Source organism: Leifsonia poae, from assembly GCF_020009625.1.
Lineage (GTDB): Bacteria > Actinomycetota > Actinomycetes > Actinomycetales > Microbacteriaceae > Leifsonia > Leifsonia poae_A.
Map to the genome: position 1 here is coordinate 3922517 of NZ_JAIHLP010000002.1, position 13226 is coordinate 3935742.

The following is a 13226-nucleotide window of genomic DNA, read 5'->3' on the forward strand; positions in this document are numbered from 1 at the left end:
GTGTCCATCGGAGAAAGGCAGTCCGGGGTCGCCGGAGGCGACGACGACGCTGCGCGGCTGGATGCCGGCATCCCCGACATCGATTGGTCGATCGCGCCCGTCGGGGCCCGGTTCTCGCGATTCGACGCCCCGAGCGGCGAATTGGCCGTCGTCTCCTTGGGCGACCCTGCCGACCCGCGTGTCGTGCTCATCCCGGGCGTCACGGGGTCGAAAGAAGACTTCTTCCTGCTGGCGCCGATCCTCGTCGCCGGCGGTTACTTCGTGCAGAGCTTCGATCTCGCCGGCCAATACGAGTCCGCGCAGGCGGGTCCGGTTCTGGGCGGGCACTACACCTATGAGCTCCTCGTCGGCGACGTTCTCGCTTTCCTGGGTTCGGGGGCGCCGGCACATGTGCTCGGCTACTCGTTCGCCGGGGTGCTGGCACAATTGGCACTCGCCGAGCATCCCGGGCTTTTCCGCAGTCTCACGCTGCTGACCACGCCTCCGGAACCGGGGCAGGCGTTCCGGGGTGTCCGGGTGATCGGCTGGCTCAGCTGGTTCCTCGGCGGGCGGCAGGGCGCCGGCCTGATGATCTGGGGGATCGTCACCAATAAGAACAAGGTGCCGCTCAGCCGGCTCGCCTTCGTGCGGGCCCGTTTCGCACTGACCAGACGATCGAGCGTCGACGACATCGTCGGTTTGATGAAGCGCGTTCCGGATGTGCGCGACGCGGTGGCCGCGAGCGCGGCGCCGGTGCTCGTGGCCACGGGCAACCACGATCTGTGGCCCACCCATCTGCATGCGGCCAACGCGCAGTCTCTCGGAGCGACGCTGGCGGTGTACACGACCGGGCACAGCCCGTGCGAGACGGCTCCGCACCAGCTCGCCCGCGACATGATCGCACTGTTCCATCGCGCCGAACGCGCCGAACAGAACCGCTGACCCGCCGAACGGGTGCGGCGTCAGGCCACGGCACCCGGAAGGTCGCCCGCGTGCTCTTCCTCCCAGCGGCGGCGCGCAGCACGGCGCCGCCACGGCGACTCCTCCGGCAGGTGCATCCGCAGGGTGGTGTACGCCCACCCGAGACGCCGGCCGAAACCGCGCCAGGTGGAGAACGGACGTGCCGAGATGCCGACGGTGAGGTTCTCGTCGTAGCGCACGATCTGGTCCGGGTCGAGGTGGATGGCGAGGTCGAGGTCGTCGTGGATCTCGCGGAGTCCACGGTGCACCCGCCCGCGCATCCGTTGCCACACGTCGCGGCGCATCGCGAAGTTGGACCCGAAGATCGCGGGATGACCGAGCCAGATCTCCATGGACCAGAAGTATCCGCCGATGTAAAGCATCTGCCCGAGACCTGCGATCAGGGTGCTGCCGTCGTAGAAGATCCCCGGGCCGGTGAGCACCGAGATCTCCGGTGAGTCGACGAACTCGGCCTCGATGTGCAGGAGCCAATCGGACGAAGGCCGGGAGTCGGCGTCGAGCCGGGCGATGATGTCGCCGGTGGCGGCGTCGTAACCGGTCGAGGCGGCAGGCCAGATGCCGCGGACGGGCTCGTCGAGCACCCGGGCTCCGCCGGCGCGGGCGACGGCCGCTGTATCGTCGCTGCTGCCATTGTCGACCACGATGATCTCATCGGCCGGGCGCAGCTGCACGGCGAGATCGCTGAGACAGCGGGCCAGCATTTCGGCATCGTCGAGGGCCGGAATCACGACCGTGATGGAGGGCAAAACCGCATACCCTCCTCACCGCACCAACGGACTGTCTCTTCGCGATCCTACGCCTGCGAGGATCGCCAGAGGTGCATTCCCGCGTAGCTGCGCCACGGCGCCCACCGCGCGCCGTATGCGGCGAGGGCGCGAGCGTCGGAGGGCAGGCCGAGCCGCTCAGCGCCCTGCCGGATCACCAGGTCGCTGGTGAGCAGCACATCCGGGCTGCCGAGAACGCGCATCGCGACGTAACCGGCCGTCCACGGCCCGATACCCGGCAGGGCGACGAGTTTCGCCTCCAGCTCTTCCCGGGATTCGCCGACGTCGATCACGAGGTCGCCCGCGGCCAGCGCCCGGGCGGCGTTCACGATGCTGTCGATGCGTTTGGCCGGTCCCCGCAGCACAGCGTGCCCGTTCTCGGCGATCTGGGCCGCGGTGGGGAAGAGCCGGGTGAAGCCGTCGAGGTCGATCCGTTCGCCCAGTTCCTCGGTGAGGCGGCCGAGCGCGGTGCGGGCGGCGGGCACCGACACCTGCTGTCCGATCAGGGCACGGAACAGGATCTCATCGGGATCGACGGCGCCCGGAACCCGCCGGCCGGGCGCGGCGGCGACGCTACGGGCCAACGCCGGGTCGGAGGCGAGGGCCTCGTCGATCGCCAGCGCATCGGCATCGAGGTCGAGCAGACGCCGGATGCGGGCGACGAGCGGCGCGAGGTCGGCGACGTCACTCAGGGTGGCCTCGCAGATCACATGCGGCGCCGCCGCGGTGCCGCCGAGCCGGAGGCGCACGACCGCGGTGCCGTGCGGCAGCGAAATGGCGCGGGAGTACTCGTCGGCCGAGCCCCGTTCGACGCCGGTGACGGCGCGGGCGGTCAGGAACCCGAGCACGGCGGCCCCATCGAACGGTGCGCGGGCGGGCAGCCGGAGGGTGAGGGCGGCGCGCTCCGACTTCTTCGTGGTGTGCGCGGCGGTGCCGCTGGCGGTGGTGCCGTTGGTGGTGGTGCCGTTCGCCGCAGTGCGGATCTCTCCCGGCGTGGTGCGGTAGATGTCTATCATCGTCTCGTTGAACTGCCGCACGCTGGTGAACCCCGCGGCGAACGCCACGTCCGTGATGGTCAGCTCGGTGCCGGCGAGCAGGAGCCGGGCGGTCTGTGCGCGGTGCGCCCGGGCGAGCGCGAGCGGTCCGGCGCCGAGCTCCGCCACAAGCACCCGACCGAGGTGGCGCGGGGTGTAGCCGAGGCGCTGGGCGAGGCCGGGGACGCCTTCCCGTTCGACCGTGCCGTCGGCGATGAGGCGCATGGCCCGTGCGGCGAGGTCATCACGCACATTCCATTCGGGTGAGCCCGGCACGGCGTCGGGGAGGCAGCGTTTGCACGCACGCAGGCCGGCCTCGTGAGCGGCGGCGGCGGTGAGATAGAACGTCACGTTCGCCGGTTTGGGGGCGACGGCGGGGCAGCTCGGGCGGCAGTAGATGCCGGTGGAGTGCACCCCGGTGATGAACTGGCCGTCGAACCGGGTGTCGCGGGCGGTCATCGCGCGGTAACGCTCGGCGAAGACCGGGTCGGCGAAACGGTCTTCGATGGTCATGGTCCCAGTCTGCCCCTCCGCTCCGACAAGTGATAGCGGAATTCGGACATGACAGCTCCGCGCATCCTCCCGGATTCTCTAAGGTGAGACACATGGATGCACTCGACTGGCTCAGGGCGGCACTCGGCGAAGAGGCGGTCGCCTCCGGGGTGCTCAGTGTCGCGGAAGACGACCTGGAGGCCGCTCGCACCGACCGCTCCGGCTGGAGTGCCGACGGCCGCCCGCTCGCGGTCGTGAACGCCACGACCGTCGCGCACGTCCAGGCTGCGGCGCGCACGGCGAGCGAGTTCCGCATCCCACTCGTGCCGCGCGGGGCCGGCACGGGTCTCGCCGGCGGCGCGAACGGCACGGATGGCGCGATCGTGCTGAGTCTTGCCGGAATGAATCGCATCCTCGAGATCTCGGCGGAGGACGAGCTGGCCGTGGTCGAGCCCGGTGTCGTCAACGCCGATCTCAACCGGGCGTTGGAGCCGTATGGGCTGTGGTTCGCCCCCGACCCGGCCAGTCGTGCCATCGCGACCGTGGGAGGGAACATCGCCACCAACGCCGGCGGCCTGCTCTGTGCCAAGTACGGCGTGACCAGGGAGGCCGTGCTCGCACTCGATGTCGTACTGGCCGACGGGCGGCTGCTCCGGATGGGGCACCGCACGGTCAAAGGCGTGACCGGATACGACCTCACTGCGCTGTTCGTCGGGTCGGAGGGCACCCTCGGGGTGATCGTCGGGGCCACGATCCGTGCGCTCCCGCTCCCCACCGGCACGACCACGACCGTCGGCGCGCTGTTCCCGGATGTGCGCAGTGCGGCGACCGCCGCTGCCGCCATCACGGCGGCCCGCCTGCGCCCGGCGGTGATGGAATTGCTCGACGGGCCCTCGCTGGAGCGGATCGCCGCGTACCTCGGCGAGCAGACCATCGCGGAGGCGTTCGGCCCCATCGGCGGGGGCAGCAGCTACCTGCTCGCCCAGTTCGACGGGCGCGGTTCCGGGGTCGATGCCGAAGCCGCTGGAGTGCTGCTCGGCGAGGCCGGCGGTCGCGTGCGGGTCTCGGTCGACGCGGAAGAGGGAGAACGGCTGCTCGCCATCCGTCGCGCGTTCCACCCGGCGCTGGCGGCGACCGGGGAGGTTCTGATCGAAGACGTGTCGGTTCCCCGCTCGAGAATGCCCGAGATGTTCGCGGCGATCGAACGCATCGGGGAGCGCTACGGCATCGTCATACCGACGGTCGCCCACGCCGGCGACGGCAATCTGCACCCCAACTTCGTCTATTCGGGCGCGGGGGTGCCCGAGAATGTGTGGGAGGCGGCCGACGAGATGTTCCGTACCGCCATCGAGCTCGGGGGCACCTTGACCGGGGAGCACGGCATCGGAGTGCTGAAACGCCGGTGGCTGGCCGATGAGATCGGTCCGGACTCCTACGATCTGCAGGTCAAGCTGAAGTCGGTGTTCGACCCGCTCGGCGTGCTGAACCCGGGCAAGATCTTCGGCTGAGCGTTCGCGCCGCCGGCCGTGGACAGACTCATCGCCCGGTGGTGCGGCGATGCCTGCGACTCTCCCGGGCGACGAGTTGATCTGTGATCTTCTTCTAGGGTGCCGCTGTCGGGCGGCGAGCGCAAGAGCGGATTTCGGACATGGCTGCGGTGACGCGCTGAGCGAACGCCTTTGACGTGGACGCTCGACACCCGGTTGGATGGATGCATGGCAGAAAACACCAACCAGAAGCCCGAAGTCGACGCCCCCGAGGGGCCCGCCCCCATCGCGCTCGAGATCGTCGACATCGTCGAGGGCACCGGCGCCGAGGCGACCCCCGGCGCGAAGGTCGACGTGCACTACCTCGGCGTGGAGTACGAGACCGGCGAAGAGTTCGACTCCTCGTGGAGCCGCGGACAGTCCATCGATTTCCCGCTCAACAGCCTCATCAAGGGCTGGCAGGACGGCATCCCCGGCATGAAGGTCGGCGGTCGCCGCAAGCTGACGGTTCCGCCCGTGCTGGCCTACGGTCCGGCCGGTGGCGGGCACCCGCTCTCCGGTAAGACCCTGATCTTCGTGATCGACCTCCTCGGCGTATCCTGAGCAGGCCTCTCACCCACACCACGAAAACGCTCTCCCCGTCGAACGGGGGGAGCGTTTTTCGTCGGTGGGGCGACGGGATCAGAGCGCGGGCGGGTGCATCCGGGTCGGGATGGCGATGCGGTTCCAGACGTTGATCGTGGCGATGGCGAGCAGCAGGTTCGCCAGGGCCTCCTCGCCGAATTCCGCCAGGGCCCGGGCGTAGAGGTCGTCCGAGACGCCGCCCTGGTGGATGAGTGTCACCGCCTCGGTGAGTTCCAGAGCGACGCGTTCGCGCGGGGTGAACCATTCCGACTCCCGCCAGGTGATCACCGAGAAGACCTTGCGCAGCGGCACGCCGCCGGACTGGAGGTCGACCGAGTGCATGTCGACGCAGAAGGTGCATCCGTTGAGCTGGGAGGCGCGGAGGTTGACGAGGTCACGCAGCGGGTTCTCCACGTGCTGCGAGACGTAGCCGTCGAGGTTGACGGCCTTGCGATAGCCCTCGGGGACAACGGACGCGATGTCGATTCGTTCTGTCATGTCTTCGAGGGTAGGAGCAGTATTGGACCGGCGACAGATCCAATTCTCGCGAAACTGATCAGACCATTTGAAGGAGGCCCGCATGGATGTCCACGTGCCGATCGAAGGCCGCGGCGATCGTGTCGACCGCATCTACCGCCACCTCCGCGAGGCCATCCGCGACGGGCGGCTGCGTCTCGGTGAGCGCCTGCCGTCCACGCGTGACCTGGCGGCCCAGCTCGCCGTCTCCCGCACCACGGTCACCGTCGCCTACGAGCGGCTGGGTGCGGAAGGCTATCTGCTGTCGCGTGTCGGCTCGGGCACGTTCGTCGCCGCGGTGCCGACCCCGCTTCCGCGCTCGCGGGCCCGGGATACGCACACGGCCGCCCTCCCGACCGCGCGCTGGCGCGGCCTCGACGACCCGCTCTGGACGGAGCCCGTCCCGATCGCATACGACTTCAGTGTCGGCTCGCCCGACCCGGCACTGTTCCCCCTGGCGACCTGGCGCCGGTATGTCACCGCCGAGCTGCGGGGCGGCATCCTGCGCGCGGGCACTACCAGGATCCGGCCGGGCTCGAACGGTTGCGTCGCGTCTTGGCCCGGCATCTGGGGGTCGCGCGGTCGGTGGACGCCGGGGCCGACGATGTGCTCATCACCAGCGGCGCCCAGCAGGCCTTCGACGTGATCGGGCGCGTGCTGATCGACCCGGGCGACGTGGTGGCGGTGGAAGATCCGGGCTATCCGCCGGTGCGGCAGCTGTTCGAGAGCCTGGGTGCTCAGGTCGTCCCCGTCGCGGTGGACGAACACGGAATCCGGGTGGCGGAGCTTCCCGCCCGGGCGAGACTGGTCTATGTGACGCCGTCGCATCAGTTCCCACTGGGATCGGTGCTGTCGTTGGGTCGGCGCACGGCGCTGCTGGAGTGGGCGTCGGCGAACGAGGCGGTGATCATCGAAGACGACTACGACAGCGAGTACCGGTTCTCGGATCGTCCGCTCGACCCGCTGCAGAGCCTCGATCAGGAGGGCCGGGTCGTGTACGTCGGCACCTTCTCGAAGACCATGCTCCCCACGCTTCGTCTGGGCTTCCTCGTAGCGCCGCCCTCGCTCCTGCCCGCGCTTCGCAGTGCGAAACGGCTGACGGATTGGCACAACGACTATGTGAGCCAAGCGGCCATGGCCCGCTTCATCGATACCGGCGGTTTCGCCCGGCACGTGCGCCAGGCGACCAAGGCCTACGGTGCCCGTCACCGACAGATCATCGACGCCGCTCGCGAGCTGCTCGGCGAGAGCATGCGGGTCGTGCCCTCGGTGGCCGGGCTCCACGTCTGTCTGGTGCCGGTGGACGATGCCGAACCGTTCGACGCCGACCGGGTCGCGGCCGATGCCGCGGCGGCGGGTGTGTCGGTGCAGTCGATCGCCCGGTTCTCGCAGGGCGACCACCGTGGGCTGATGCTCGGATTCGGTGCGATCGCGCCCGAGGACGTGCCCGATGGGCTGCGGGTGCTCGGCCGGGCGATCGCCCGTTCCGCGCATCCGCAGCCCGATCGGTGACCGGAATCCGCAGGCGGACCGAACCTAGATCGCGGACCAGCCGCCGTCCGAAGCAAGCACCACACCGCTGACATTCGCGGAGTCCTCGCTCAGCAGCCACGTGATCGCGGCCGCGAGCTGCTCCGGCTGCGCGACAGGGGGAACGGTCGTCTGCATGATCGGGCCGAGTCGTTCGCCGGCCCACTGCGACCTGAACGGCGCCTCGATGTTGGTGGCGACCGGTCCCGGGGCGACGGCGTTGGTGCGGATGCCCTTCGGCGTGTAGAAGACCGACGTGCTCTTCGTGAACCCGATGACGGCATGCTTCGAGGTCGTGTACGCGGCACCGGCGGCGGAGCCGCGCAGGCCGGCCTCGGAGGCGACGTTGACGATGGAGCCGCTGCCTGCCTCGACCATGAGCGGTAGCACGGCACGGGTGAGGCGCATCGTGGCGGTCACGTTGATGGTCAGCACGCGCTCCCAGGTGGCGTCGTCGACCTCGCCGGCCGGCTGGAAGCCGTCCATGATCCCGGCGATGTTGGCGACGGCGTCGACCCGGTCGCCGGCCGCGGCGAGCAGGGCGGTGATGGTCTCTTCGCTCGAGACGTCGCCGGCGACGGTCACGAGGTCGAGATCGGGGTGCTCGTTCTTCAGTGCATCGAGGCGGTCGGGGGCGATGTCGCTCGCGATGACGCGGGCGCCCTCCGTGGCGAGGCGGAGCGCCGTCGCCTTACCGATTCCTGACCCTGCACCCGTCACGATGGCGGTCTTTCCGGCGAAGCGAGCGGTGTCTTGCGTGCTCATTGGTGATCTCCTGAACGATTCTGTGGCGCTCGATCTGGGCGTCGATTTATTTATAGCACTCGGTGTCATAATGGAGATGTGAGTTCGCCCGAAACCCTCCCGACTCCGCGCCGCCGCGGTCGCCCGGCCGACGTCGACCCGGAGCGCGTCGCATTGCTCGCTCTCCGGCATTTCGCCGACCACGGCTATGAGGCGACGACGATGGACGACATCGCCCAGCTCGCCGGCATCAGCCGCCGGACCCTCTTCCGCTACTTCCCATCGAAGAGCGACCTCGTCTGGGGTGGCATCGAACCCGTCATCGAACGGCTGCGCTCCGTGCTCGACAGCGCCGACCCCGCCGAGCCGACCATTGATGTTGTGCATCGCGCCATCGTGCGTTCCCTGGCCTTCCCGCCGGATCGTCTCGAAGCGACCCGTCGCCGTCTGGTGCTCATCGCGAACGACGAATCGCTCATCGCCGCCGGCCTCTCCAGGCTGAGCGTCAATCGCGACATCGTCAGCAGCTTCGTCGCCGAGCGAGAGGGTCTCGGGGATGCCTCGCTCCGCGCCCAGGTGCTCGCCGACACTCTGTCGGCGGCGATGTTCTCCGCCCTCACCTGGTGGGCCCGCCACAGCCCAGACGACCCCCGCGACATCGTCGCCTCAGCGTTGCGCGACCTGCGCGACGGCGTGACCGGCTGACGCGACCGAAGTCCCGGCGTGCGCCGACGGCCGGCCGTGCTCAGGCGTTCGGGATGATCACCGCCCGACCGCGGATCGCGCCGGCGTGCAGGCGCTCGTAGGCTTTCGGCGCCTCGTCGAGCGTGTAGGTCTCGATCTCCACCTCGACAGCGCCTGATCGCGCCAGATCGAGCACCTCGATCAGCTCCGAGCGGGAACCCCAATACGGTGCTCGGACAGCTACGTCGTAGGCCACGCGTCCGAAGCCGACGGGGAGCGCACCGCCGCCGATGCCCACGATCGTGACATCGCCGTCGGTCGCGGCCATCGCCCCAGCCAGTTCCACGGTCGGCTGGACACCGACGAAGTCGAAAACGGCGTTCGCGCCCCGCCCGCCGGTGAGCTCGCGGACCGCGGCCACAGCATCCGGGTTCGACAGCAGGGTGTGCTGAGCGCCGACCTCCGTCGCGAGGTCGAGCTTCTCCTGGTTCACGTCGAGCGCGATCACGGTCGCGCCGCTGATGGCGCGCAGGATCTGGATGCCGACATGGCCGAGCCCGCCCGTTCCGATCACGACGGCGGTCGTTCCGGCGCCGAGCTTCGGCAGCGAGGTCTTGATCGCGTGGTAAGGGGTGAGCCCTGCATCTGTCAGCGACACGTTCTTCACCGGGTCGAGGCCGCCGAGCGGAACGAGGTGACGCTCGTCGTCGACGATCATGTACTCGGCCATCGCGCCGGGGGCGCCCAGCCCGGGCGGGCGGATGCCATCGGCCTGCGCGTTGAGGCAGTAGTTCTCCTCGCCGCGAGCGCACATCAGGCATCGTCCGCATCCCCACGGGCCGTAGACGGCGACCGCATCGCCCGGTCTGACACCCGAGACGCCCGCGCCGACCGCCTCGACGATGCCGGCGCCTTCGTGCCCCAACGTCAGCGGAAGTCCGTAGACATACTGCTCGGCCGGCAGCCCCATGATGAACTCATCGGAATGGCAGACGCCGGCGGCGGTGACCGTGAGCAGCACCTGGCCCGGCCCGACCACCGGATCCGGGATGCTCACCACCTCGGGTCGGGAGCCGATCTCGCGATATTGGAGCGCTTTCATGGGAAGCCGTCCTTTCCGAGTCATATGGTCTTCTCGTCACGATACGCGCGGCGTATCGTGACGCGCATGCCGATCATCGACTCCTTCCCGCCCGGCACCCCGATCTGGGTCGACTTGCAGAGCAGCCACCCGCCCGGAGCCGTCGACTTCTACCGTGAGCTCTTCGGCTGGGATGCGGCGCCGGCCTCCGCCGAAACGGGCGGCTACTCCCACGCGACCCTTCACGGGGTTTCGGTGACGGCGATCGGTCCGCTGCCCGAGTCGTTCGGCGAGACCGACCGTTCGGTCTGGACCGCCTACTTCGCTGTCGATGACATCGCAGCGGCAGCCGGCACCGTGGTGGCGGCGGGTGGCAGTGTGCTGGCCCCGCCGTGGGAGCACATCCCCGGGGTGTGGCTCGGGATCGTGGCCGATCCGGCCGGTGCCGTGTTCGGGCTCTGGCAGCAGGCGGCGGGCTCGCGTTGGCTGCGTGGGCAGCCCGGCGCGGTTGACTGGCTCGAGCTCGTCGAGGCCGGCTGTGAGACCTCCTTCGACTTCTACGAGACCGTGCTGGGGGTCGGCGCCAGCCAGATGGCGATGGGAGACGGCGTCTATTCTCTGTTCGATGTGGGGGAGACGAGCGTCGCCGGCGCCACCGAGCCGGCCGTCGACATCCCTCCGCATTGGCTGGTCTACTTCACCGTCGCCGACCTGGATGCAGCCGTCGCGCGTCTGAAGGAACTCGGCGGGGCCGAGCGAGGGAAACCGGATGCCGCAGCCGGGGTGGGGCGCTGGGTGGGCGTCGTCGACCCGTTCGGTGCCGCATTCGCCCTGCTGGAGCCGGCTCCAGTGCCAGAGCCCGCCTGAGTGCGGCGCCGGAGCGCGCATCCGTCTGGTAAACTTTTCCGGTTGCCGTCACTATCGGCCGCGGAGAAAGAGAGCCCAGGCATCCGGCCCCGGGCACCGCGCAAAGAGCGAGAAAGAGGTCCACATCTATGGCACTGGAATCAGACGTCAAGAAGGCGATCATCGAAGAGTACGCCACGCACCCCGGTGACACCGGATCCCCCGAGGTTCAGGTCGCGATCCTGACCAAGCGGATCAAGGACCTCACCGAGCACCTCAAGGAGCACAAGCACGACCACCACTCGCGTCGTGGCCTGCTCCTCCTGGTCGGGCAGCGTCGCCGTCTCCTCGGCTACCTGTCGGACATCGACATCAACCGCTACCGCTCGCTCATCGAGCGCCTCGGTCTGCGTCGATAACCGTCGCACACCGACGGGGCAACGCTTCGTCGACACCGCGAGCTTCTTGCGAACGGGCCGTCACCCTCGGGTGACGGCCCGTTTCGTCGTTGTACGCTCGTCTCCGTGGCCCTCCCGTTCGTGCCGTACATCGTCGTCGGCATCCTGCACCTTCTCGCGCTGCTCTTCGGGGCCGACGCCGCGAGCACTCTCACGAAACCCCTGCTCATGCCGGCGCTGTTCGTCGCGCTGCTCTGGGCGCTCCCTCGGCGTCGGGGCGAGGTGATGCTGCTCGCCTCGCTGGCGTTGCTGTTCGGGTGGCTCGGCGATGTCTCCTTGTTGCCGGCCGGCCCGGGCATCCTGTTCGGTCTGGGCTTCTTCCTCCTCGGCCACCTCGCGTACATCGTGCTGTTCTGGCGCCGGATGCGCGTGCGCCGCCGGCCGCGCTGGTGGGCCGCCGTGGCCCTCCTCTGGTGGGTGGCGCTCGTCGGAATCCTCGCCCCGCACACCGGCGCCCTGCTGGTGCCGCTCGCGCTCTACGGCCTCGTGCTCGGTGGGCTCTTCGTCGTCGGATCGGCCTGCGGCCCCTGGGTCACGGCCGGCTCGACGGCGTTCGTCGTCTCCGACACGCTGCTCGGATTGCACCTGTTCCTGCCCGGATTCAGCCCGTGGCAGATCGACTTCCTCATCATGCTGAGCTATCTGACGGCTCAAGGGCTCTTGGTCGCCGGCATCCTCCGACGTGAGCGTTCGGCCGCCGGCGCCGAGTCGCCCGCGTCGGCCGAAGTGCAGACCGCCGGCTCGTGACCTCCGGGTGCCCGGCCGGGTGACCAGAATCAGCTTTCAGTGCCGCGACCCGTCCGCTTGTCGATGAGGGTCGCAGCCACGAGAGCGGAGGCGACCATGGCGATCCCTGCGGTGACGCCGACGAGACCGATCAGCGGTGAGGCGAGCGGCAGTACCAGCACCAGGAGGACGGCGATGACGGTCTTGAGTGGCCGGATGACCGCCACCGGCACCAGGGGAGCGTGCAGCAGCCACAGCATCAGCAGGAACACTGCGACCGGCACGGCGATCGCATACTCGGCGGCCAGATCGGAGGTCTCCGCATTGGCGGCCGCACGCTGCACGGCCACCTCGAGTCCCGCGCCGATCGCGGTGAGGGAGGCGAAGACGAACGCGTGGCCGTAGCCCCAGATGAACGCCCGGTTCCGTCGGATGCTCAGCCCTTCGGCCGCGGGCTCGAGGAAGTAGAGCCACCAGAGCGCGAAGAGCAGCACCAGGCCGATTGCGGCGATCGTCACCAGCTCGACCCCCAGGCCGTGGCTGGCCAGCCCGTTCTGCACCCCGGCGGCGGCGGCCGAGACGGATTCGCCGAGCACGATGATCGTGAACAGGCCGTAGCGTTCGGCGATGTGGTGCGGGTGCCAGGAGGTCATCCCGGTGCGCTCCGCCCAGAGCGGCACCGAGAGGTCGAGCACGGCCAGCACGATGAAGGCCCACCATCCCCAATCGCCGGGAAGGGCGAGGCGGCTCACCCAACCCACCTGCACCACGGTGATCCCGATCGCGTACCGCAGAGCAGTCGTGCGGCCCTCCGGATGCTCGATCGCGGCCCGCACCCACTGGCTCACCAATCCGACCCGCATGATCAGGTAGCCGACCACGATCGCCGTGAAGTCCTGGTGGTCGAATGCGGCCGGCACCCCGGCGGCGACAACGAGCACGCCGGCCATCTGGACCAGGGTGGTCAGCCGGTACGGCACATCGTCTGTGTCGTAGGCCGAAGCGAACCAGGTGAAGTTCATCCACGCCCACCAGATGGCGAAGAAGACCATCAGATACGGGCCGAGTCCGCTCACGATGTCGCCGCTTTCGGCCTTGTGCGCCAACTGTGTCGAGATCTGAGCGATGGCAACCACGAAGGTCAGATCGAACAACAGTTCCAACGGACTGGAGACACGGTGGGACTCTTCGGTGGCGCGACCGGTCATGCGGATGCGGAAGGCCGGCATCCTGGTCGGGTTCTCGTTGGTCATACGTCATTGTGGCGGTCTCCCAGCCGG

At 69.2% G+C, this 13226-nt stretch carries 15 protein-coding genes; 9 read left to right on the forward strand and 6 right to left on the reverse strand.

From position 1 onward, the window contains the following. Positions 1–921, forward strand: coding sequence for an alpha/beta fold hydrolase (locus K5L49_RS19315; protein WP_223695155.1), 921 nt, complete (start codon positions 1–3; stop codon positions 919–921). A 20-nt stretch (positions 922–941) separates the two neighbouring features. Here the strand turns inward: K5L49_RS19315 and K5L49_RS19320 are convergent, their stop codons facing one another. After that, complete coding sequence (locus tag K5L49_RS19320) at positions 942–1706, reverse strand: glycosyltransferase family 2 protein (RefSeq protein WP_223695156.1); 765 nt, start codon at positions 1704–1706, stop codon at positions 942–944. A 47-nt stretch (positions 1707–1753) separates the two neighbouring features. Then, entirely contained in the window at positions 1754–3271 is a 1518-nt protein-coding gene (locus K5L49_RS19325) for an AlkA N-terminal domain-containing protein (protein ID WP_223695157.1), read from the reverse strand. A gap of 92 nt (positions 3272–3363) precedes the next feature. On the opposite strand from K5L49_RS19325, the gene K5L49_RS19330 reads away from it, so the two are divergent. After that, positions 3364–4758, forward strand: a complete 1395-nt coding sequence (locus K5L49_RS19330) for an FAD-binding oxidoreductase (RefSeq protein WP_223695158.1) — start codon at positions 3364–3366, stop codon at positions 4756–4758. A gap of 207 nt (positions 4759–4965) precedes the next feature. Continuing rightward, complete coding sequence (locus tag K5L49_RS19335; RefSeq protein ID WP_223695159.1) at positions 4966–5340, forward strand: FKBP-type peptidyl-prolyl cis-trans isomerase; 375 nt, start codon at positions 4966–4968, stop codon at positions 5338–5340. Positions 5341–5418: 78 nt separating this feature from the next. On the opposite strand, the gene K5L49_RS19340 is transcribed toward K5L49_RS19335, so the two are convergent. Next, positions 5419–5859 carry a carboxymuconolactone decarboxylase family protein gene (locus K5L49_RS19340; protein WP_223695160.1) on the reverse strand — a complete coding sequence of 147 codons (441 nt, stop codon included), beginning with the start codon at positions 5857–5859 and terminating at the stop codon, positions 5419–5421. A gap of 82 nt (positions 5860–5941) precedes the next feature. Between K5L49_RS19340 and K5L49_RS19345 the strand changes: the two genes are divergently transcribed. Further along, positions 5942–6523, forward strand: coding sequence for a GntR family transcriptional regulator (locus K5L49_RS19345; protein ID WP_223695161.1), 582 nt, complete (start codon positions 5942–5944; stop codon positions 6521–6523). After that, positions 6421–7389 carry an aminotransferase-like domain-containing protein gene (locus K5L49_RS19350; protein ID WP_223695162.1) on the forward strand — a complete coding sequence of 323 codons (969 nt, stop codon included), beginning with the start codon at positions 6421–6423 and terminating at the stop codon, positions 7387–7389. The genes K5L49_RS19345 and K5L49_RS19350 overlap by 103 nt, the downstream gene beginning before the upstream one ends. A gap of 24 nt (positions 7390–7413) precedes the next feature. Here the strand turns inward: K5L49_RS19350 and K5L49_RS19355 are convergent, their stop codons facing one another. Further along, complete coding sequence (locus K5L49_RS19355; protein WP_223695163.1) at positions 7414–8172, reverse strand: SDR family NAD(P)-dependent oxidoreductase; 759 nt, start codon at positions 8170–8172, stop codon at positions 7414–7416. A 78-nt stretch (positions 8173–8250) separates the two neighbouring features. On the opposite strand from K5L49_RS19355, the gene K5L49_RS19360 reads away from it, so the two are divergent. Continuing rightward, positions 8251–8856, forward strand: a complete 606-nt coding sequence (locus tag K5L49_RS19360) for an acyl-CoA-like ligand-binding transcription factor (protein ID WP_223695164.1) — start codon at positions 8251–8253, stop codon at positions 8854–8856. A gap of 40 nt (positions 8857–8896) precedes the next feature. On the opposite strand, the gene K5L49_RS19365 is transcribed toward K5L49_RS19360, so the two are convergent. Beyond that, positions 8897–9937, reverse strand: a complete 1041-nt coding sequence (locus K5L49_RS19365) for an NAD(P)-dependent alcohol dehydrogenase (protein ID WP_223695165.1) — start codon at positions 9935–9937, stop codon at positions 8897–8899. Positions 9938–10003: 66 nt separating this feature from the next. On the opposite strand from K5L49_RS19365, the gene K5L49_RS19370 reads away from it, so the two are divergent. From K5L49_RS19370 to K5L49_RS19380, 3 genes are all read left to right on the forward strand, one after another. After that, positions 10004–10783, forward strand: a complete 780-nt coding sequence (locus K5L49_RS19370) for a VOC family protein (RefSeq protein WP_223695166.1) — start codon at positions 10004–10006, stop codon at positions 10781–10783. Between the two features lie 128 nt (positions 10784–10911). Further along, on the forward strand, positions 10912–11181 hold the full coding sequence (gene rpsO / locus K5L49_RS19375) for a 30S ribosomal protein S15 (protein WP_223695167.1): 270 nt from the start codon (positions 10912–10914) through the stop codon (positions 11179–11181). Between the two features lie 105 nt (positions 11182–11286). Beyond that, positions 11287–11967: a lysoplasmalogenase family protein gene (locus tag K5L49_RS19380; protein WP_223695168.1), complete on the forward strand. Its 681-nt coding sequence runs from the start codon at positions 11287–11289 to the stop codon at positions 11965–11967. 29 nt (positions 11968–11996) lie between these two features. Here K5L49_RS19380 and K5L49_RS19385 read toward each other — a convergent pair whose 3' ends face one another. Next, entirely contained in the window at positions 11997–13199 is a 1203-nt protein-coding gene (locus K5L49_RS19385) for a low temperature requirement protein A (RefSeq protein ID WP_223695169.1), read from the reverse strand. Between the last annotated feature and the right edge of the window lie 27 nt (positions 13200–13226).

What these genes read in the sequence shown, in the direction of transcription:
- K5L49_RS19325 (WP_223695157.1), bottom strand. Translation starts at nt 3,271, where the DNA reads ATGACCATCGAAGACCGTTTCGCCGACCCGGTCTTCGCCGAGCGTTAC.
- K5L49_RS19330 (WP_223695158.1), top strand. Translation starts at nt 3,364, where the DNA reads ATGGATGCACTCGACTGGCTCAGGGCGGCACTCGGCGAAGAGGCGGTC.
- K5L49_RS19335 (WP_223695159.1), top strand. Translation starts at nt 4,966, where the DNA reads ATGGCAGAAAACACCAACCAGAAGCCCGAAGTCGACGCCCCCGAGGGG.
- K5L49_RS19340 (WP_223695160.1), bottom strand. Translation starts at nt 5,859, where the DNA reads ATGACAGAACGAATCGACATCGCGTCCGTTGTCCCCGAGGGCTATCGC.
- K5L49_RS19345 (WP_223695161.1), top strand. Translation starts at nt 5,942, where the DNA reads ATGGATGTCCACGTGCCGATCGAAGGCCGCGGCGATCGTGTCGACCGC.
- K5L49_RS19355 (WP_223695163.1), bottom strand. Translation starts at nt 8,172, where the DNA reads ATGAGCACGCAAGACACCGCTCGCTTCGCCGGAAAGACCGCCATCGTG.
- K5L49_RS19365 (WP_223695165.1), bottom strand. Translation starts at nt 9,937, where the DNA reads ATGAAAGCGCTCCAATATCGCGAGATCGGCTCCCGACCCGAGGTGGTG.
- K5L49_RS19370 (WP_223695166.1), top strand. Translation starts at nt 10,004, where the DNA reads ATGCCGATCATCGACTCCTTCCCGCCCGGCACCCCGATCTGGGTCGAC.
- rpsO (WP_223695167.1), top strand. Translation starts at nt 10,912, where the DNA reads ATGGCACTGGAATCAGACGTCAAGAAGGCGATCATCGAAGAGTACGCC.
- K5L49_RS19385 (WP_223695169.1), bottom strand. Translation starts at nt 13,199, where the DNA reads ATGACCAACGAGAACCCGACCAGGATGCCGGCCTTCCGCATCCGCATG.